Here is a 19,573-nt window from a genome sequence, read left to right as displayed (position 1 = left end):
TCAAGCTTTTTCGGCCCCCCATTGACCGTTCGTGGTGAGCCTGTCGAACCATGAACGGTTCACCCCTCGACAAGCCCAAGGCGAAGGAGCGCTTCAGATGTTCTGTTTTTCCATTTTTCCGGTTTTCCCCGTGCCCCCGTGTTCCCCGTGGTGAGTGCTTTTGATCTTGATTTTTCATCTTTGGTTTTTCATCTTTCCAATTTCTCCAGCTCTCCCTCCACGAAGTTTTGCACTTCCTTGAGCCTTGCTTCACTTTTTGCTTCGAACCGAAGGACCAGAACCGGCTGCGTATTGGAGGCACGGATCAGACCCCATGCACCGTCTTTAAACAGGATTCTGACCCCATCTACATCAATGATCTCAAACTCTCTTGCAAAACGTTCTTTCGCAGCCTCGACGATCCCGAACTTTTTCTTTTCGCTGCACTCCCGACGGATCTCCGGGGTGGCAAAGGTCTTTGGAAGATCCGAGAGAAGTTCCGAGACCCGTCTGCCGCTCGCTTTCAGAATCTCGACCAAACGGCAGGTGGCATAGATCGCATCATCATAGCCGTAATAACGGTCGGCGAAAAAAATGTGCCCGCTCATCTCCCCGGCAAGGGCCGCTCCGGTCTCTTTCATTTTACTTTTGATCAGGGAGTGGCCCGTTTTCCACATAATGGGGTTGCCTCCTTTGGACCTCAGGTCATCATACATCACCTGGGAGCACTTGACTTCGGAGATGAATGTAGCCCCCGGCGTCCGTTTCAGAATCTCCCGGCCGAAGAGGATCATCAGTTGGTCCCCCCAGACAATCGCGCCTTGATCATCGACGATACCGATCCGGTCGGCGTCCCCGTCATAGGCGACTCCGAAATCGGCGGAGGTCTCCCGGACCTTTGCAATCAGCGAAACAAGATTCTCCGGAACGGTGGGATCCGGAAAATGGTTCGGAAAGTTCCCGTCGATCTCGCAGAAGAGGGGAATCACATCACAGCCCAGATCCGAGAGAAGGGACGGAGCCACTGTGGCTGCCGTTCCATTTCCGGCATCCACAACAACACGAAGGGAGGGACCGCCCGTCAGCCCCTGGAAACTCTTCCGTTGATGAGCAAGATAGTCGGGGATGATTTCGCCGGAAATCCGTTTTCCCTTCCCTTCTTCAAATTTTCCTGCTTCAATAACCTTCCGGATCTTCTGGATCTCTTCTCCGTGGATTGTCTCTTTGCCCACACAGATCTTGAATCCGTTATAGTCGGGGGGATTGTGACTGCCCGTCACCATGATCCCGCCGTCCACGGGGAGATGAAAGAGGGAGAAATAGAGCAGCGGTGTGGGGCAGAGTCCGACATCGATCACATCCAGTCCTGCGGCACAGAGTCCCTCGATCAGGGAGGAAGCAAGCTCCTCCGAGCTCAGCCGGCCGTCCCGGCCGACGGAAACCGTCCGGACCCCTTTTACCGCAACATAGGTCCCGTAGGCCCGGCCAATCCGTTCGGCAACCGAGCCGTCCAGGTCTTTGCCCACGATCCCCCGGATATCATAAGCCCGGAAGATCCCGGGATTGATTCCGTCCCGATTCAACTTCGACCTCCATTCCGAAAATAGTCCACCGTCCTTGCCAGCCCATCTTTCAGAGAAATCCGGGGTTCCCATCCGAGGAGACGTGATGCCTTGGAGGCATTGAGATAATTTTCCCGCAGATCTCCCGGCCGGTGCGGCCCATGAGGAGGGGCCTGATCAAAACCGATTACCGCTGCAATCTCCTGATAGAGCTGGTTCACATCGGTCCGGACACCGGTGCCGATATTAAAGCAGTCGTGGTCCCCCTTTTCAATAGCCAGAAAGTTGGCCCGCGCCACATCCCCGGCATAGACATAATCCCGGATATATTTTCCGTCACCGTTGATCGTCGGCGTCCGGCCGTCCAACATGGTCCGGCAGAAAATGGCCACCACCCCTGCCTCGCCGTGGGGATCCTGCCGGGGTCCATAAACATTGGAATATCGAAGCACGGTATAGTTCAGACCTTTCTCCGCCCGGTAATAGGGAAGATAATACTCCATGCAGATCTTGGTCACACCGTAAGGCGACATCGCAGAGAAGGGGAGTTCCTCCACCGCGGGCAGATGTTCCGTGGCGCCATAAACGGTCCCGCCGGAGGAGGAGAAGATGAACTTTTTCACGCCGTACTTCACTGCGTTCTGCAACAGGTTCACGGAACCGACGACATTGACCATGGCATCATGGAGGGGATCCCGAACGGAATCGGCCACACTGATCTGGGCGGCCAGGTGATGAACATAATCGGGCCGTTCCGATTCAAAGACTTTTTCCAGTTCCGGGGAGGTGATATCGAGTTCATGGAAGCTCACACCGTCCGGAAGGTTCTCCTTCTTCCCGGAAGAGAGATCGTCCACGACCACCACCTCCAGACCGTTTTGAATCATCTCACGCACGACATGGGAGCCGATGAACCCGGCGCCACCTGTGACTAACGTTTTGGCCATGGTTTCTCCTTATATAAGCTTTCAGCACTCAGCGGTCAGCAACTTCCGTCCCGGGTAAACCGGGACGCTTTTCACTTTTGACCTTGATTTTATCTTTTCCCCCGTGACTCCTCGTGTCCCCCGTGGTGAATGCTTTTCGCCTTTGACTTTTCCCCATGTCCCTTTGCCCCTTTGTGCCTTTGTCCCTCCGCCCCTCAGAACTTCAGCCTCTCCCAACACAGGTATAGGTAAACCCGGCAGCACGGAGGGTTTCCGGTTCATAGACATTCCGAAGATCGACCAGGACCGGCGATTTGAGCAATTCTTTGAGCTTTTCCAGATCAAGCATTCGAAACTGGTTCCACTCCGTCACCAGTACCAGAGCATCGGCGCCGTCCGCCACCTCATAGGGGTTGCCACAATATTCGATCTCGCGCAGCAAGGCCTTCGATGCCTCCATCGCCTCAGGATCGTAAGCCCGGATCGAAGCCCCCTGCCGTTGTAATCCCTTGATGATAACCAGGGAGGGGGCATCCCGCATGTCGTCGGTATTCGGTTTGAAGGAGAGTCCCAGAACCCCGATGGTTTTGCCCGCGAGGTCGCCCACAACGGATGTAATCTTTCCCACCATTTTCTCCTTCTGACTTTCATTGGCCTGGATCGCAGCCCGGACCACCTGCATCTCGACTTCATGGTTCTTGCCTAACCGGGCCAGTGCCGCCGTATCTTTCGGGAAGCAGGAACCGCCGAACCCCGGGCCGGCGTGGAGAAACTTGGAGCTGATCCGGCCATCAAGCCCCATCCCCTTGGCCACATGATGGACATCGGCCCCGACCTTCTCACAGAGGTTGGCGATCTCGTTGACAAAGGAGATCTTTGTGGCCAGAAAGGCATTGGAGGCATACTTGATCATCTCGGCGCTCTCCACCGAGGTAAAGAGCATGGGGGCCTCGATGAGGTAGAGCGGTTTGTAGAGATCCTTCATGATCGCCTGGGCCTGGTCGCTGGAGGTCCCGATCACGACCCGGTTGGGGCGCATGAAGTCCTCGATGGCCGACCCTTCCCGGAGGAACTCCGGGTTGGAGACAACATCAAAGCTGTAGTGACCGGTCTGGTTCTCCCGGATAATGTTCGCCACCCGCTTCCCCGTTCCGACGGGGACGGTACTCTTGTCCACGATCACCTTGTACCCGTTCATGTAGCGCCCGATCTCCCGGGCCACCTCTTCCACATAGGAAAGATCGGCCGCCCCGCCGTCTCCCTGGGGGGTGCCTACGGCAATGAAGATGACCAACGCCTTCTCCACGGCCTCCTGGATGTTCGTAGTAAAAAAAAGCCTCTCCTCCCGGACATTTTTCTGGACCATGTCCTCCAGACCGGGCTCATAAATCGGGACCTTCCCCTCATTCAGTGCGTCGATTTTCGCCCTGTTGTTATCCACACAGGTCACGTTGATGCCGAACTCGGCAAAGCAAGTCCCGGAAACAAGACCGACATAACCTGTTCCTATCACTGCAATATGCATACCGCCTCCCTATACACTTCTTTCCCGGTACCACTCTACAAATTTCCGAACCCCTTCCGGCACCTTGACTTGCGGGGCGTAGCCCAATTTTTCTTTCGCCCGTGTGATGTCGGCATAAGTCACCGGCACATCACCGGGCTGATCGGGCAACTTTTCAATCCGCGCTTTCTTTCCAAGATTCTTTTCAATGAGGGCGATCAACTCCCGCAGTGCAATCGTGTCGTGTTCTCCGAGATTGATGACGTCATAACCGAGGGGGCGGTCCAACGCCCGCAGGATCCCGTCCACAAGATCATCGATATAGGTATAATCACGTCGGGAGGTTCCGTCCCCGAACATGGGGAGCGTCTCGCCCCGGTCGATCATCCGGGTAAATTTGTGAATCGCCATCTCCGGCCGCTGCCGCGGGCCGTAAACGGTAAAGGGCCGGACGCAGGTGATGTTGAGGCCGTAAAGATGATGATAGGTATGGCAGATCAGCTCGCAGGCTTTCTTGGTCGCTGCATAGGGAGAGATCGGATGGTCGACGGGATCGGTCTCGGAAAAGGGAACCTTCCTGTTCACACCGTAGACCGAGGAGGAAGAAAGAAAAACAAAGTTTGCAGGCTGCACCTGCCGGGCAAGTTCCAGAAGATTCATCGTTCCTTTAATGTTGACATCCTCGTAGAGGGCGGGCTGTTCGATGGAGGGCCGGACCCCGGCCCGGGCCGCCGTGTGAATGACGGCATCAAAAGAGAGGTCATCCATCACCTTCTTCATCACGGCATTATCCCGGATATCCCCTGTAAGCAGGGTAAATCCCGGATGGTTGGAAACCATCTCAAGGTTGCACCGTTTGATGGACGGATCGTAGAAATCATCAAAGGAGTCGAGACAGATCACGGAGTCACCCCGTTCGAGAAGACGATCCACAAGGGTCGATCCGATAAAACCCGCGCCCCCCGTCACGAGTACTCTCATACAAACTCCTGTTCCACCAGGTCACAGAGGATATGGATCATCAGGATATGCCCCTCCTGGATCCGGGGCGTATCCGGCACAGGCACAACAAGGGAAAGATCAACCGCACCGGCGATGGCGCCCCCCTCTCCGCCGGCCAGACCGATGGTGGAACAACCGATCTTGTTTGCCTTCTCCAGGGCACGGATCACATTTTCCGAGTTGCCGCTCGTCGAGATCCCGATCACCACATCCCCGGACACGGCCAGCGCTTCAACCTGGCGGAGAAAAACGGCGTCGTATCCGTAGTCGTTCCCCAACGCCGTCAGGATTGATGTATCCGTGCTCAGGGAGATCGCTGGAAGGGCCTTCCTCTCCCGGAGGAACCGGCCGACGAATTCCGCCGCAAGGTGTTGGGCATCGGCCGCCGATCCTCCGTTTCCCATGACCAGGACCTTCCCTCCCTGCCGGAGGGAGCGTGCAATGATCTCTGCGACCTCCACAATCTTTCCCTGCAACCCCTTCACGGCCTCGACCATCTTCCGATGGCCGGTCATCGCCTCTTCGACTGTTTTTTTCATAAGACCTTTCAAAGCCGAACGATATTCTTTCCCGCAATTCCCTTGAGGGCATTCCGGGTATCCACCACTAATTTAGCTTCCTTCACAATCTCCCGATAATCAATGGCGCTGTGATCGGTGATAATCAGGACGCAATCATAGGTGACGATCATCTTCCGGTTAAGCGCAACGGACCGAAGCGGCCGGGCCCCGTCCAGGGCAACTCTCGGGATAAAGGGATCGGAAAAGGAGACCTTCGCCCCCTTGTCCTGCAAAAGTTTAATGATATCAAGGGCCGGAGATTCCCGCAGGTCGTCGATATCCTTTTTATAGGCCACACCCAATACGAGAACCTTCGACCCCTTCAGGCTCTTTTCATGCATATTCAAGGCATCCATGACCTTGGTCGCCACATGGTGAGGCATCTTCCCGTTGACCTCCCCGGCCAGTTCGATAAAACGGGGCTCGAAACCGCTCTGTTTGGCTTTCCATGAAAGATAGAAGGGATCAATGGGGATACAGTGTCCTCCCAACCCCGGGCCGGGGTAAAAGGGCATGAAACCGAACGGCTTGGTCCCCGCTGCATCGATGACCTCCCAAACGTCGATTCCCATCTTGTCGCACATGAGAGCAAGCTCATTTACGAGCCCGATATTGACGCTCCGGAAGGTATTCTCCAGCAGCTTGACCATCTCGGCCACTCTCGGGGAGGAGACGGAGACCACCCTGTCAATCGCCTCTGCATAAAAAGCGGCAGCGATCCGGTTGCAGCGTCCGGTCACCCCGCCGACGACCTTCGGCGTGTTGCGGGTCTGATATTTTTCATTCCCGGGATCGACCCGTTCCGGTGAAAAGGCCAGGCAGAAGTCGCTGCCCACCTTCAGTCCTTTCTCCTGTAGCATCGGCAGCACCAGTTCCTCCGTCGTCCCCGGGTAGGTCGTGCTTTCCAGAACGATCAATTGACCCCGGTGCAAATATTGTGCGACATGCTCCACAGCATTGACGATGTAGGAGACGTCGGGGTCCTTCGTCTTCCGGAGCGGGGTGGGAACGCAGATGTTCACGGTATCGAGATCCTTCAGAACGGAATAGTCGGTGGTGGCCGTCAGCCGCCCCTTCGTGACCAACGCCTGGAGTTCATGCCCCTCCACGTCGGGAATATAGGATTTGCCGGCCCGGATCCGGCGGACCTTTTCATCGTCCAGGTCGATCCCCGTCACATGGTAGCCGGCCCGGGCAAACTCCATAGCCAGAGGAAGACCCACATAACCCAGCCCGATGATACCGGCATGCAGCGTTCCCTGACGGATAGAGTACCTAAATTTCTTTTCCAGGTCCTGCGCATTACTCATGCTTTTCCCCTTCTATGATCGGCAGATAACCGGGTAACCTGTTTTCCTGCCGGAGCAATTCGCTTTCCTTCTGTTTCAGTTGTTCCTGCTTCACCGCCAGCGCCTGTTCTCTGCGATGGAGTTCTTCAAACCGACGGAGCAGCTCGGAGCTTTTTTCTTCAAGGAACCGGTTGTTGCCGACCAACCCCTTCAGGGTCTTTTCGAAAACCTCCTGCTGCCGTTCCAGGGTCCGCACTTTCTCCCGCAGGGTCGTGAGCATTCCGGCCGCACCCTGTCGGACGGCCGCTGCCTCTTCCTTGTCCCGAAGGATCTTCTCCGGATCCTTCAAAGTTCCGTCCTGCAACAGGTCCTTCACAACCTCCCGAATCATCCCTTCATCGGGCTGTGGTTTCTCTTCCACGAAACCATACAGCAGCAGGGCATCACAGATTACATTGATTAGGCGGGGAACCCCCCGCGAATAATGATGAATAACCTTCAATACCGCCCCGGGAAAAACCAGCGGCTCACCCCGCCCGGCAACCCGGAGACGATGGTGGATATAGGCCGTCGTCTCCGCCGAATCGAGAGGCTGGATATGGTAGTTGACCGTGATCCGCTGCCGGAACTGTTCCAGTTTCGGTAACTGGAGGAGTTCCCGGAGTTCCGACTGCCCCACCAGGATAATCTGGAGCAGTTTGGCCTTTTCCGTCTCCAGGTTCGACAGGAGACGAATCTCTTCGAGAAGATCGACGTTCAGGTTCTGGGCCTCATCAATCAGGAGGACCACCCGGTCACCTTCGGCAAAGGTCTCAATCAGATGACGGTTCAGAGCATCGATCATCTCCGTCTTGCTCATCCCCTTGCAGGTAACTCCCAGATCCTGGAGGATCATTTCTAAAAGCTGCCGTGAGGTCACCTTGGTATTAAAGACCCTGGCGATCCGGACCTGCCCCTCCATCTGGTTGAGAAAAACCCGCAGCAGCGTGGTCTTGCCGGCGCCGATCTCGCCTGTAATACAGGTAAATCCGGAAGGATCCCGAATACCGTATTCCAGGTAGGCAAGCGCCCGTTTGTGTGCCCGGCTCCGATAGAGAAACTCCGGATCCGGGGTCAGGGAAAAGGGTTTCTCTTTGAAATTATAAAATTGACTATACATGGTACATCCATGGGGGAAGCCCCCCTCTCACGCCTCTGTTATTCGGCAAGCATACCCCTGTAAGTATGTCGGTCAAGTCTCATATTGATAGTGCTTCTCCGTCACGGCAAGATTGTTCATCACCACTCCGAGAACATTCCGTCCATCCAGCAGTTTCAAGGCTTCGGCAACTTCCTTGCGAGGGGTCTTTTCCGCCTGGACGACAAATATAATTCCGTCCATAAACTGGGCAAGGACACAGGAGTCGGCCGTCTGCAGCAGCGGGGTCGTATCGAAGATCACATAACGATTCTTGTAGCGCTCCTTCACCTCCCGGATCAGCTCCTGCATCCGGGTGGAACGCAGGATTTCGGTGGAATCGACCATGGGACTGCCGGCCGGCAGAAAGCTCAGCTTTTCCACACCGGTCCGGATCAGGAGATCCTCCAGGGGAACACTCTCAAGAAGATAGTGAGACAGCCCCTGCTCCGGCGTAAGTCCGAGATATTTATGAATCGACGGACGCCGCAGGTCGGCATCCACAAGAAGCACCGTCTTATGGACCTCCTTGGCAATGGCCACGGCAAGATTGATTGCAGTCGTGCTCTTCCCTTCCCCATCGACGGAACTGGTGACCATGAGGCAGTTATCCCCACACCCCTCGGTTTTCTGGAGGATCTGGGTACGGAGCATACGATACTGCTCGGTCACGCGTGTGGACTCTCCCGATAACGTAACAATCCGGTTTGCCTCCACCTGTTTCGGATCGACCTCCTGGAAGCGGGTCCGGGTGTACTCCGGCGAACCTTCCAGGAATACCTCCGAGGCCGGAACCTCGGAGGTCCCACCTTTTTCTCGAGACTGCTTCGCTTTTTTCAGCGCTTCTTCGATTTTGCTCATCGCTTGATTCTCCAGAAAAGAGGTTGCTATTCAATCCCTGTTCGACGTCACCTTGCTCCCCTACCGAGAAAGACCACCTTTAAAGTATCAATGATCACCTCCAGGTCAAGCAGAAGGGACATATGCTTGATGTAAAAAAGATCGTACTGCAGCTTTTCCAGCGCATCCTCTACCGAGGCGCCGTATTCATAACGGACCTGGGCCCAACCGGTAATCCCCGGTTTCACGGAATGTCGTTCATTATAGAAGGGGATCTCCCGGGAGAGCTGTTCCACAAAAAAAGGCCGTTCAGGACGCGGACCGACAATGCTCATATCTCCCTTGAGAACATTCCATAACTGCGGGATCTCATCCAATCTTATCTTCCGTAGAATTTTCCCGACCCGGGTGACCCGCCCGTCTTCGCCTTCCGCCCATACCGGTCCGGTCTTTTCTTCCGCATCCTCACGCATGGAACGAAACTTGTAGAGGACAAAGGTCCTTCCATGTTCGCCGACCCGCTCCTGCTTAAAGAAGACCGGCCCCCGGCTTTCGATCTTGATCAACAGGGCAATAAAAATCACCAGCGGCATCAAAAAGAGGAGCAGCATGAAAGAAAGGATCATCTCACTGACTCGTTTGGAGACCCGGGTCAGCTGGTCCTTTTTGAATCCGGAGGAGAAAACCAACCAGCTCGGTCGCAGTTTGTCCACGAGAATCTTGCCGGTAATCCATTCATAAAAACCGACCCCTTCGTCAATTTCCACACCGCCCATCTTGCATTTCAGAAGAACATCCATCGGGAGTTTCCCTCTCCGCTCACTGACGGAAACAATGATTCTGCTAATGGCGTATTTCTTAACAACCTCCGGAATGTCGTTGCAGGTCCCCAGTACCGGCAATTCCACAGGATTTCCGACCGACACACCGGCTTCCTCTCCGATAAAACCGATCACCCGGTATCCCAGGGTCCTGTGGGTCGAGATCTCCCCGGCCAGGGCAAAGGCCAGGGGAGTCGTGCCGATAATGAGGATATTCTCCTCCATCCCCCGGGACATGAGAAACCACCGGTAAAGCAGACGCCAAGTGAAGATCGAAAAGAAAATAATGACCGCTGCAATCAGGGAAATCCCTCTGCCGATGATGAGTTGCGGATAAAGATAATAGATCCCGGCCAGAAGAATCGACGACGCCCCCAGTGCCTGAATCAGGCGAAACAACAGTTCCCGTAAATCCCGGATAATCCGGATATTGTAGAGGTCCGTATAATAGAGACAAACCAGGCAGACCGAAACGGTCACGAATGCCTTGAGAACCACCGATTCGTATTGAAAGGTCCCCAACCGCAGATAGACCCCGGCCATGACCGATGAAAAGATCAGTCCCCCTTCGCAGAGAAACAGGAGGATTTTTCTGGACTGGAATGAAAATCTTAAAAACTTCATCGTTCATCCGGCACTTCTCAATTCTTATCCATCACAACTTCAGCAAAAGCCCGTCCAGCCTATACATTGATGGTCTCGTAAAAAGAGTCATTCCCCGGGTTCCATTCTATGGTTCGACAGGCTTCCGAGCATGGTGAGCTGGCCGAAGCCATCGAAGGGACAGGTGGACTTTTTACGACTTCATCATACATTGACTCTTCGTTACTGGATGGGAAACTTCCGAGCCTCCCGAAAAAGTTTAATGAAAAAGATATCAAATTTAAAGAAGAAGATCTGTACCACCACTAAAAGCGCAACGAGGATAATCAGCAAAGAGGCGAAGAGGATGCGGCGCCGTTTCTTCCGGTGTTGGATCTCGTCCCCGGTCACCACCTTCGGGATTACAGCCAGAACGGGTAATTCGGAGAAACTCCGCAGATCCTCCACGCTGGAGAAGGACTGATCCATATATTCAGCAAGGAAACCCGAGCCTGCCCCGGCACCGACCCCGAGGATCAGGCCGATGAAGAGAATCGCCATCCGGTTCGGCTTGTAGGGCTCCTCCGGAAGCTGGGCGGGATCAATAATGGTAAACCGCTCCGCCTCTTGGCGATTCTCCATGCTTTCGGAGATCTTCGCCTGGGTTTCTTTGTTCATCAGTTCCTGGTAATTGGTCCGGGCCACATCATAGTCGCTTTGCAACGCTGCCAGGGCCTTCTCCACGGTCGGAGTATTTGCGATCCGTTGCTGGTAGAATTCGATCACTTTCTTGTATTGCTTTTCCTGCTGCTGCAAAGAGACGATCTCGAGTTTCTTCGATTCGATCTGGGTCTGCAGGCTGATGTAGGCCGGGTTGGTCGGGTCCACGGCATACTCGGAAGCCTCGCCACCCTGGGTCTTCCGAATCTGCTGTATCCGGTTTTTCAGATCCCGCACTTCACCGGAAACACGGATCACATCAGGATGCTTCCCGCTGTATTTGGCTCGAAGCGTTGCCAGTTCGGCCTCCTTTTCACTAAGGCTCTGTTTCAGGGTGTCCACATCATCGGTCTGCACTTCCTTCTCCAGGCGGGCGATCTCTTTCTTCATGGCCAGGACATCGGGATGATGGGGAGAAAGTTTTGACTCAAGGGTGATCAACTGGGTCCGATCGAGTTCCAACTGTTCCTTGGGAGAAAGGACCCGTTTGCCGTAGCTGGAGATCATTGTAGCATCGGGATCCGTTTCCGCAAGCTGCCCCCGGAGAAAGACAAGACTGGACTTCGCATTCTGCAGATCCCGGTGATTCGTCTCCAGATACCGCTCATATCGGTCTAAATTCTGCATGTTCACCATGAGCTGTTCGGGAAGCTCGTTCTGGTGTTTCTCTTTGTATTCAGCAATCGTCTTTCCGACCTTCCGGATCTCCTCTTCCATTTTTTTCATCTCGTCGGAGACAAAACGGGTCGTCATGGCACTGGTGTCGACACGAAGCTTGAGATTTTCTTCGATATAGAAAGAGGCCAGTTCGCTGCAAACCTTCTGAACGGTGGCCGGATCTTTTCCCTCATAAGAGAGTTTGAATGCCACCGTAAAAGTCACCGGCCTGCCACTCTTCTTGTCCACCCCTTCCGCCGAGACGACTTCAAGATTGATATCTTCCCGCATCTTGTTGATGATCTCTTCACGCGTCCAGTCTTTCCGGTATTCCGGATAAAGGTTAAACTTGTTAATAATCTTTTCCAGCCTTGTCCGGCTCATCAACCGCTGATTGATGACGTTCAGCCGTTCCTCCACCTCCGAGGTCACCGTGGACTGGACATAGTCCGTAGGGATCTTCTGGTTTTCAATCAGGATCATCGTCTCCGACTTGTAGATCGCCGGCAACAGATAGGCAACCAGGGCAATCACTATAAAGAGGGAAACCGCCGGAATCAGGATCGTCCATTTTCGTTTTCGGAGAATTCGCCCCAGATCCTTGATGTCCATAACATTCTGTTGTTCCATTCTTTATTCCTCTACATTGAGCGAGCCGTTAACAGGCAGTCCCTGTCATTAAGGTATAATGATCGTATCTCCCCGCCGCAGCCGGATGTTCTGTTTCAGGTTTTTCCCCTTGATGACCTGGTTGTAGTTAAACAGGCGCTTTTGCCCATCGGCCCGGAGAATAATGATCGAACTTCCTTTCGCATAGGGGGTCAACCCCCCCGCCAGTGCCAGGGCCTGGATGACCGTCAACTCCCCGTTGAAATCCTGGGGACCGGGCCGGGTCACCTCCCCCTGGATGTAGACCTTGTTGCTGTTCATCTGTTTAACGATGACCGTCACATCCACACCGGGGACAAATTCCTTGAGGCGTTTGGTAATCTCATCCTTCAACTGCAAAACGGTCAGCCCGCTTGCCTGAACGTCATTGATCAACGGAACGGAGATCTTCCCGTCGGAACGAACCACCGCCTCCGTCGTCAGGGTATCATCCTTCCAGACGGAGATCACAAGGATATCTTCCGGACCGATGATATATTCCTCGGGAGCGGTGACCGCCGCCTGTTGATCCGTCGGGGCCTTCGGCGTCCTCCCCGTCGTTGCACATCCCCAGATCCCCAACCCGCAGGCCATCAGCAACAGCAGAATCCGTTTCATGACTCTTCCTCCTTTTGTGCAGGCTCCCACAACAAAAATCGACCTAATCATAACGAGTTAAATTTGTCTATTTTATTCTCTTTAATCTTATAAAGCAAGGCCTTATAGCTGACCTTCAGGATCTCCGCCGTCTTTTTCCGATTCCAGTTCGTCTGTTTGAGAACCCGCTCAATCAATGCCTTCTCCGCCTTCTTTGAAGCGATCTTGCTGACATCCCGCAGTGTATATTCCTCCTGTCCGTTCAGGAGAGCATCGAGAAAGGATTGGGGGCGCTGCGCTGCCGATCCCGCCGAATACAACGCCGTGTCTCCCGAAAGATCCGCTGCATGACCCTCTTCTTCCTTCAGGCGGAATTCCGTCAGAATCGGTTTTTCGCTACCGAGAACCACCACCCGCTTGATCATATTCTCTAATTCCCGGACGTTGCCGGGCCAATCGTAGCGCATGAAGCGATCCAGGGTCTCGCTGGAAATATTCCGACAAGACTTGTTATATTTAAGATTATACTTCTGCAGGAAATGTTCCGTCAAAACAGGGATCTCTTCCAGCCGTTCACGCAACGGAGGGACCAGGATCGATACGACGTTCAGACGAAAATAAAGGTCCTCCCGAAATTTCCCGTTGGCAACCTCTGCCTCCAGGTCCCGGTTCGTTGCGGCGATCACCCGCGAATCGACCCGTACATCCCGCTCGCTCCCAAGGGGCGAGAATTCTCCATCCTGCAGGACCTGGAGCAGTTTCGCCTGCAGGGAAGGATGGATTTCCCCGATCTCATCGAGAAAAATCGTCCCGTGATTGGCATACTCGAACTTCCCTGGTTTTTTCTTGTGAGCCCCCGTAAAAGCCCCCCGTTCATAACCGAAGAGTTCGCTCTCCAGCAGTTCGTCCGGCAGAGCCGCACAATTTACCTTGACAAAGTGCTGATCCTGACGGGTGGAATTCATATAGAGAAAACGGGCGATCAACCCCTTGCCGGTACCGCTTTCTCCCCGGATGAGGACGGTGATGTCGGTATCCGCCACCTGATCGATAACCTCCTTGATGGCCGCCATCTTCTCACTGTTACCGAAAAGGATCTGGCCGCCGGTCTGGTCGTTCACCTGTTTTTTGAGCCGTTTGACCTCCGAGATGAGTTCCCGTTTTTCCAACACCTTGTTGATGGTAATCTCTAATTCATCAGGATCGAAAGGCTTGTTTAGAAAGTCGGCGGCGCCGAACTTCATCGCCCCGACGACGGTACTCGTCTGACGATGACCGGAAAGCATGATGACACTCGTATCGATGCCGTTCTCTTTGATCTTCTTGAGAACCTCGATCCCGTCCATCCCGGGCATGACGACATCGAGAATCACAAGGTCCGGCTTTTCCCGTTGAATCATCTTCAGCCCCTCTCGACCGTTTGTCGCGAAGTCGGCATGGAATCCGAACTGGGAAACCAGGGTCTTCAGATAATTACAGATTTCGATCTCATCATCGATGATCAGAATGCGGGTATCCTCGATCATTAACATCTTCCCTATCTATTAAGTAGGAATCACAAAAAACCTACCGAAGAAACCAAAGTCATAACAGCATTTATCTTGTTATTGTAACACAAACTCAAGTAACAAAAAATATAAAAGTTGACAAATGTTAACTCTGTGAAAAACAAGCGAAATTTTTGCTCCCATGTAGAAAAAAATTCCGCTCCACAAAAAAAAAGGAAAATATTTTCCCAATTATGGAAAATATTTTCCCAAAAAGAGAATTTAATTTCCTAATGTGCAAACTTTCTAAACAACCATTACTTTCGAGATGCCCGGTTCGTTGCCCCCAGAGGAAGCAGAAAGAAAAAGCAACTCCCTTTTCCAGGTTCGCTCTCCACCCAGATCTCGCCACGATGCAAGGTAATAATCTTCTTGCAGATGGAAAGCCCCAGACCGGCTCCTTTTTTCGCACCATACTTATTTCCGACCTTGTTAAACTCGTTGAAGACCTGATCGATTTCACCCGGGTCAATCCCCACCCCGGAATCGATCACCTGCGTCAAGACACCGTCCGGACGCAGGCGGCAGCGGAGGATAATCTCACCAGGTGCCGTCGTGAACTTTACGGCATTCGTTACAAGATTAACCAGGGCTTGCTCAATGGCATTCTCGTCAATGGGAATCCGAATCTCCTCCTCCGGAAGATCCAGCTGAACCGAAAGACCGTTTTTTTCGATATAGTGCTGCATTCGCCCCATCACCCGGTGAATCAACTCCAGATAGGGCCCCTCCTGCAAGTCATACTCCATGCTCCCGGACTCCAGCCGGCAACGATCAAGCATGGAATTCACCAGATCGAGAAGACGCTCGCAATTATTCCTCGACTCCTGTATCAGGTGAATCTGCTTTTCGTTCAAAGGACCGAATGATTCATCCATTAACATCCGCATGTACCCGCTGATAATCGTCAGGGGCGTCCGCATTTCATGCGTGGCCACGGCAAGACAGCTGGTCTTTTTCCGGTCCAGTTCCATGAGCCGCAGGTTCGATTCCTGCAGGTCCTGAGCCATGATCATCGCCTTTTTCCGGCTTTCCGTTTCGCTGTTCCGCCGCAGAATTGTTCTGGAGAGCCGCTCGATCGTCATCTTCATTGCCTTGACACTGCCGCTGCCGATATCCGGAGGCGCCGTATGGAGGGCCTCCACGGCCGATTTCAACACGGCATGCCAAGAGATCGGAATGGTCATCGTGTCGGGGCAATATTTTTTAATAAAATCCATCAACGGAAGCTGGACCTCCTCAGGAAGGGTCGTACTCACCAGAACAAAATGGTACAGATCCTTTTTAAGAAGGGCAACGGCACAGTCACTCTCCAGACAGTCCCGAACCTCATACCCTTCACCGGCAAGCATCTGCGCAATACTTTCCGAAATATCGGGATCGGAATGAATAATCAGTATCCGGATTGATTTTTTCATGGTAAACAGGCCGAGTGGATGAGCGATGTGATGCTTTTATTATAACCAGATCCACGAAGTTATTGTCAATACAAAACGATCCGTAATTACATGAACGAGATTCCCGCTCACGAATGAAACTGGACTCCTCATCGGGAAGATGTTACGTTATTTCATGATGAAAATCCCGAAAAAACTTCGCCAACTCCACTTCCGCATCAACAAAAGACTGGGGCAGAATTTTCTCCGGGAAGAAGAAATCCTTCACGAAATTCTCTCACGGGCATCGGTGCAGCCCGATGACGTGGTTCTGGAAATCGGAGCGGGTTCCGGTATTTTAACGGACCCGCTGACCCGTTCGGCGGGAAAGGTCATCGCATTGGAAATCGACCCCGCCCTTTACGCCTACCTGGCCGAACGTTTCAAAGACCGGAAAAATCTCAACCTTCTTCATCAGAACATCCTGAAATACGATATGGGGGATCTCCCCGAAACCGGAGTGAAGGTCATCGCCAACCTTCCTTACTATATCTCCACCCCGATCCTGATGCACCTGCTCCGGTCGATCCGGCGTTTTTCCCTGATCCTGGTGATGCTTCAGAAAGAGGTAGCCGAACGGATTGCCGCAGGACCGGGAACAAAAAAATACGGATCCCTCAGTATCGCCGTTCAGTATTATATGGCGGCGGAAATCGTATACGCCGTCCCGAGAACCGCTTTCTACCCTGTGCCGGAGGTCGATTCCGCTCTGCTCCGCCTCACCCGGCATAAAGAGCCCCCGGTTGCGGTTTCCGACCCAGAGCGGTTCTTTTGCTTTGTACGTGCGGCCTTTGCCCGACGGCGAAAAACCCTTCGGAATTCTCTCCTCGGCGCCGGCTCCTTTTCCCCGGAACAACTCGATACCGCTTTTGCCGCATCAGGGATCGACCCCCGGAGAAGGGCCGAGACCCTCTCCATCAAGGAATTCGCCAAACTTTCCCGGTGTCTGCACTGAGGACGGGCACAAAAACTCTTTGATTCCGGGAGAGAATATGATAGTTTTTTGAATTCGGGAGGCCCGGAGAAATCGTGTTCAAGATCGATTTTACCAAGATGCAGGGGACAGGCAACGACTTCATTGTGATCGATGCCCGCAGCATCGACCCTGCGCCGGTGATTGCACAGGCCCGCCGCCTCTGTGACCGGAAGTTCGGGATCGGGGCGGATCAGCTTCTTCTGATCCGGCCCTCGGAATCGGCCGACTTCAGGATGCAGATCTTCAATACCGACGGCTCCGAAGTGGAGATGTGCGGCAACGGGATCCGCTGCTTTGCAAAATACCTCAAGGAGCGCAATCTTACAACGAAAGAAACCCTCACCGTGGAAACCGCAGCAGGAATCATGACCCCGGTGATCCGGGAAAAGGAAGTCGACGTCGACATGGGCGAGCCGATCCTCGACGGTCCACAAATTCCCGTCCGCATGGAAAGCAGGGTCATCTCACAACCGGTGGAGTTTTCCGGAAAGGAATGGAAAATCACCTGTGTCTCCATGGGAAATCCCCACTGCATCATCGGTGTGGACGACCTGGAACAGTTTCCGGTGGAAAAGGTCGGTCCCTGCATCGAGACCGATCCCCTGTTTCCGAACCGAACAAATGTAGAATTCGTCCAGGTGATCAACGACCGGGAGCTGAAGATGCGGGTCTGGGAACGGGGAACGGGGGAGACCCTTTCCTGCGGGACCGGCGCCTGTGCCGCAACGGTGGCCGCCGTCCTGAACGGATGGACAGGCAGGAAGGTTCGGGTACACCTCGCCGGCGGCACGCTGCGGATCGACTGGAGAGAAGACAACCGGGTGATCCTCACCGGCCCGGCGGAAGAGGTCTTTAGGGGAATCATTGAAATCCGACGATAGAGAAGAAATGTAACGCAAATCTGTTCCTCTCTTTCGTAAAAGGGGGAGCGAGGAGAGAACTGAAATGTCCGATCCAACCGCCTACTGCGCCGCCTGCGGAAAAGAGATGTTACCAAAGGCCCTTTACTGTGCCTACTGCGGAGCAGCAGAACCGGAGAGAAAGACCGTCCCTCCGCCTCCCGCTTCGTTTCACGTTGCGGAGATTCAACGGGTCGGGGTCTGGTCCCTGGTGAAATTTGCTTTCATGATTCATGCCGTCATCGGCCTGGTCTTTGGTATTTTGTTCGCCGCCGTAGGCGCGGCCGGTCTTTCGCTCCTTCCCGAAAGCCGGCTTCTCCTCTTCGGCTCCATCCCCTGGATCGGCGCGCTGGTCCTGATCCCGATGCTCTACGGCCTGATCGGGGCCTTTCTCGGTTTCTGCGCCGCATCAACGTACAACCTTTTCGCCTGGGGGATCGGAGGGATCCGGGTTACCCTGAAAGAATCGTAAAGTTTTTATCACAAAGGAGAAGAGATGTTTCACGGCACACTCCCTGCAATCATCACCCCCTTTCGGCAAGACGGTTCAATCGACGAAAAGGCCCTGCGCGGCCTGATCACCTTTCTCATCGAGAACGGGGTCAACGGGATCGTCCCCTGCGGCACCACCGGTGAGTCGGCCACCCTGACCCACGAGGAACACAAGGAGGTGATCCGGATCACCGTGGAAGCGGTCAACGGACGGGTTCCGGTCCTGGCGGGAACCGGTTCCAACTCCACGGCGGAGACGATCGACCTGACCCGGGCGGCGAAGAAGGCCGGCGCCGACGGGGCGCTGCTCATCTCCCCCTACTACAACAAGCCCAGCCAGGAGGGGATCTATCAGCACTACAGGAAAATCGCTGAAGAGACCGCCTTCCCCCTCGTCCTCTATAACGTGCCGGGGAGAACCTCACTGAACATCCTGCCCGAGACGGTGGCGCGTCTTTCAAAGATCGGGGAGATTATCGGTATCAAGGAGGCCTCGGCCGATCTGCACCAGATCAGCCGGATCATCGATCAGAGCCCGGAGGGGTTTCTCGTCCTCTCGGGGGACGACTTCACCGTCCTGCCGACCCTCGCCATCGGCGGACGAGGGGTCATCTCCGTCGTCGCCAATACGGCGCCGAAGGATATGTCGGAGATGGTGAGCGCCTTCTTCCGGGGGGATCTCAATACCGCCCGGAAGCTTCACTACAAACTTCTCGATCTCACGGGGGCCATGTTCCTGGAGACCAACCCCCTGCCGGTCAAGACCGCCCTGCACCTGATGGGGAAATGCGAAGAGACCTTCCGGCTCCCCCTCTGCCCGATGGGAGAGGGGACACGGGAGAAGCTGACGGATGTATTGAAAGGTTATCAACTCATGATGAACTCGTAAAAAGTCGTTTTCCGGGTTCCGTTCATGGTTCGACAAGCTACCGAGCATGGTGAGCCGGTCGAACCACACGAACAGAATATCAATAACTTACACCGTTCGCCCTGAGTACGCCTGTCCTGAGCCGGCCGAAGGGTCGAAGGGCTTCGTGACTTTTTACGACACCATCAACTCATCTGAAGCGAAAGGACCCTATTCCAAGATGAAGAAACTTGATGCAACCGCCGCCGGATTCGACGAGGAACTTCGGCGCTTTCGACGGCGGGGTGGAGAGATTCCGCCGCAGGTCCTCGATACCGTACAGAAGATCCTCGACCGGGTCAGCCGGGAAGGGGACGCTGCTCTTTTCGACCTCACCCGGAAATTCGACGGATTCCCCCTAGACGGGACCAACCTGGAGTTTTCCCATAACGAAAGGGCAGAAGCCGCAAAGGGGGCGGATACCCGGACGATCGAAGCGCTGGAACACGCAG

General features: G+C 54.2%; 18 protein-coding genes. 5 read left to right on the top strand and 13 right to left on the bottom strand.

Going from position 1 to position 19,573, the window contains the following annotated elements:
- Positions 1 to 188: 188 nt before the first annotated feature.
- The 13 genes from GXP58_05100 to GXP58_05040 form a co-directional block, all read right to left on the bottom strand.
- The gene (locus GXP58_05100) at positions 189 to 1,547 is read right to left on the bottom strand and encodes a phosphomannomutase/phosphoglucomutase (protein NOY52983.1); all 1,359 of its coding nucleotides are present in this window, start codon (positions 1,545 to 1,547) and stop codon (positions 189 to 191) included.
- 11 nt (positions 1,548 to 1,558) lie between these two features.
- Positions 1,559 to 2,488 (bottom strand): NAD-dependent epimerase/dehydratase family protein, encoded by a 930-nt coding sequence (locus GXP58_05095; GenBank protein NOY52982.1) that lies wholly within the window; start codon positions 2,486 to 2,488, stop codon positions 1,559 to 1,561.
- A 202-nt stretch (positions 2,489 to 2,690) separates the two neighbouring features.
- Positions 2,691 to 3,992 (bottom strand): UDP-glucose/GDP-mannose dehydrogenase family protein, encoded by a 1,302-nt coding sequence (locus GXP58_05090; GenBank protein NOY52981.1) that lies wholly within the window; start codon positions 3,990 to 3,992, stop codon positions 2,691 to 2,693.
- A 9-nt stretch (positions 3,993 to 4,001) separates the two neighbouring features.
- Positions 4,002 to 4,952: an NAD-dependent epimerase/dehydratase family protein gene (locus tag GXP58_05085; protein NOY52980.1), complete on the bottom strand. Its 951-nt coding sequence runs from the start codon at positions 4,950 to 4,952 to the stop codon at positions 4,002 to 4,004.
- Positions 4,949 to 5,512, bottom strand: a complete 564-nt coding sequence (gene gmhA, locus GXP58_05080; protein NOY52979.1) for a D-sedoheptulose 7-phosphate isomerase — start codon at positions 5,510 to 5,512, stop codon at positions 4,949 to 4,951. Before gmhA ends, GXP58_05085 begins: the two co-directional genes overlap by 4 nt.
- An 8-nt stretch (positions 5,513 to 5,520) precedes the next feature.
- Positions 5,521 to 6,843 (bottom strand): nucleotide sugar dehydrogenase, encoded by a 1,323-nt coding sequence (locus GXP58_05075; GenBank protein NOY52978.1) that lies wholly within the window; start codon positions 6,841 to 6,843, stop codon positions 5,521 to 5,523.
- The gene (locus tag GXP58_05070) at positions 6,836 to 7,981 is read right to left on the bottom strand and encodes an AAA family ATPase (protein ID NOY52977.1); all 1,146 of its coding nucleotides are present in this window, start codon (positions 7,979 to 7,981) and stop codon (positions 6,836 to 6,838) included. The genes GXP58_05075 and GXP58_05070 overlap by 8 nt, the downstream gene beginning before the upstream one ends.
- 72 nt (positions 7,982 to 8,053) lie before the next feature.
- Positions 8,054 to 8,860, bottom strand: coding sequence for a polysaccharide biosynthesis tyrosine autokinase (locus tag GXP58_05065; protein ID NOY52976.1), 807 nt, complete (start codon positions 8,858 to 8,860; stop codon positions 8,054 to 8,056).
- Positions 8,861 to 8,907: 47 nt separating this feature from the next.
- Complete coding sequence (locus GXP58_05060; GenBank protein NOY52975.1) at positions 8,908 to 10,284, bottom strand: TIGR03013 family PEP-CTERM/XrtA system glycosyltransferase; 1,377 nt, start codon at positions 10,282 to 10,284, stop codon at positions 8,908 to 8,910.
- Between the two features lie 201 nt (positions 10,285 to 10,485).
- Entirely contained in the window at positions 10,486 to 12,249 is a 1,764-nt protein-coding gene (locus GXP58_05055) for a lipopolysaccharide biosynthesis protein (GenBank protein ID NOY52974.1), read from the bottom strand.
- A gap of 48 nt (positions 12,250 to 12,297) precedes the next feature.
- Positions 12,298 to 12,885: a polysaccharide export protein gene (locus GXP58_05050; protein NOY52973.1), complete on the bottom strand. Its 588-nt coding sequence runs from the start codon at positions 12,883 to 12,885 to the stop codon at positions 12,298 to 12,300.
- A gap of 47 nt (positions 12,886 to 12,932) precedes the next feature.
- Complete coding sequence (locus GXP58_05045; protein ID NOY52972.1) at positions 12,933 to 14,390, bottom strand: sigma-54-dependent Fis family transcriptional regulator; 1,458 nt, start codon at positions 14,388 to 14,390, stop codon at positions 12,933 to 12,935.
- Positions 14,391 to 14,668: 278 nt separating this feature from the next.
- Positions 14,669 to 15,829 (bottom strand): hypothetical protein, encoded by a 1,161-nt coding sequence (locus GXP58_05040; protein ID NOY52971.1) that lies wholly within the window; start codon positions 15,827 to 15,829, stop codon positions 14,669 to 14,671.
- A 154-nt stretch (positions 15,830 to 15,983) separates the two neighbouring features.
- On the opposite strand from GXP58_05040, the gene rsmA reads away from it, so the two are divergent.
- From rsmA to GXP58_05015, 5 genes are all read left to right on the top strand, one after another.
- Positions 15,984 to 16,802 carry a 16S rRNA (adenine(1518)-N(6)/adenine(1519)-N(6))-dimethyltransferase RsmA gene (gene rsmA, locus GXP58_05035; GenBank protein ID NOY52970.1) on the top strand — a complete coding sequence of 273 codons (819 nt, stop codon included), beginning with the start codon at positions 15,984 to 15,986 and terminating at the stop codon, positions 16,800 to 16,802.
- Between the two features lie 98 nt (positions 16,803 to 16,900).
- Positions 16,901 to 17,704, top strand: a complete 804-nt coding sequence (locus GXP58_05030; GenBank protein ID NOY52969.1) for a diaminopimelate epimerase — start codon at positions 16,901 to 16,903, stop codon at positions 17,702 to 17,704.
- A gap of 64 nt (positions 17,705 to 17,768) precedes the next feature.
- Positions 17,769 to 18,194 (top strand): zinc ribbon domain-containing protein, encoded by a 426-nt coding sequence (locus GXP58_05025; GenBank protein ID NOY52968.1) that lies wholly within the window; start codon positions 17,769 to 17,771, stop codon positions 18,192 to 18,194.
- A 24-nt stretch (positions 18,195 to 18,218) separates the two neighbouring features.
- Positions 18,219 to 19,103: a 4-hydroxy-tetrahydrodipicolinate synthase gene (locus GXP58_05020; GenBank protein NOY52967.1), complete on the top strand. Its 885-nt coding sequence runs from the start codon at positions 18,219 to 18,221 to the stop codon at positions 19,101 to 19,103.
- Between the two features lie 199 nt (positions 19,104 to 19,302).
- On the top strand, positions 19,303 to 19,573 hold a 271-nt coding region (locus tag GXP58_05015), incomplete at its 3' end, for a histidinol dehydrogenase (protein NOY52966.1).

The organism is Deltaproteobacteria bacterium (assembly GCA_013151235.1).
Classification (GTDB): domain Bacteria; phylum CG2-30-53-67; class CG2-30-53-67; order CG2-30-53-67; family CG2-30-53-67; genus JAADIO01.
Note: the sequence above shows the minus strand (reverse complement) of the source record. Positions and strands in the feature narration are given on the sequence as shown.

What these genes read in the sequence shown, in the direction of transcription:
- GXP58_05055 (NOY52974.1), bottom strand. Translation starts at nt 12,249, where the DNA reads ATGGAACAACAGAATGTTATGGACATCAAGGATCTGGGGCGAATTCTC.
- GXP58_05085 (NOY52980.1), bottom strand. Translation starts at nt 4,952, where the DNA reads ATGAGAGTACTCGTGACGGGGGGCGCGGGTTTTATCGGATCGACCCTT.
- GXP58_05020 (NOY52967.1), top strand. Translation starts at nt 18,219, where the DNA reads ATGTTTCACGGCACACTCCCTGCAATCATCACCCCCTTTCGGCAAGAC.
- GXP58_05025 (NOY52968.1), top strand. Translation starts at nt 17,769, where the DNA reads ATGTCCGATCCAACCGCCTACTGCGCCGCCTGCGGAAAAGAGATGTTA.
- GXP58_05050 (NOY52973.1), bottom strand. Translation starts at nt 12,885, where the DNA reads ATGAAACGGATTCTGCTGTTGCTGATGGCCTGCGGGTTGGGGATCTGG.
- rsmA (NOY52970.1), top strand. Translation starts at nt 15,984, where the DNA reads ATGATGAAAATCCCGAAAAAACTTCGCCAACTCCACTTCCGCATCAAC.
- GXP58_05030 (NOY52969.1), top strand. Translation starts at nt 16,901, where the DNA reads ATGCAGGGGACAGGCAACGACTTCATTGTGATCGATGCCCGCAGCATC.
- GXP58_05060 (NOY52975.1), bottom strand. Translation starts at nt 10,284, where the DNA reads ATGAAGTTTTTAAGATTTTCATTCCAGTCCAGAAAAATCCTCCTGTTT.
- GXP58_05075 (NOY52978.1), bottom strand. Translation starts at nt 6,843, where the DNA reads ATGAGTAATGCGCAGGACCTGGAAAAGAAATTTAGGTACTCTATCCGT.
- GXP58_05090 (NOY52981.1), bottom strand. Translation starts at nt 3,992, where the DNA reads ATGCATATTGCAGTGATAGGAACAGGTTATGTCGGTCTTGTTTCCGGG.
- GXP58_05045 (NOY52972.1), bottom strand. Translation starts at nt 14,390, where the DNA reads ATGATCGAGGATACCCGCATTCTGATCATCGATGATGAGATCGAAATC.
- GXP58_05070 (NOY52977.1), bottom strand. Translation starts at nt 7,981, where the DNA reads ATGTATAGTCAATTTTATAATTTCAAAGAGAAACCCTTTTCCCTGACC.
- GXP58_05065 (NOY52976.1), bottom strand. Translation starts at nt 8,860, where the DNA reads ATGAGCAAAATCGAAGAAGCGCTGAAAAAAGCGAAGCAGTCTCGAGAA.
- GXP58_05095 (NOY52982.1), bottom strand. Translation starts at nt 2,488, where the DNA reads ATGGCCAAAACGTTAGTCACAGGTGGCGCCGGGTTCATCGGCTCCCAT.
- gmhA (NOY52979.1), bottom strand. Translation starts at nt 5,512, where the DNA reads ATGAAAAAAACAGTCGAAGAGGCGATGACCGGCCATCGGAAGATGGTC.
- GXP58_05040 (NOY52971.1), bottom strand. Translation starts at nt 15,829, where the DNA reads ATGAAAAAATCAATCCGGATACTGATTATTCATTCCGATCCCGATATT.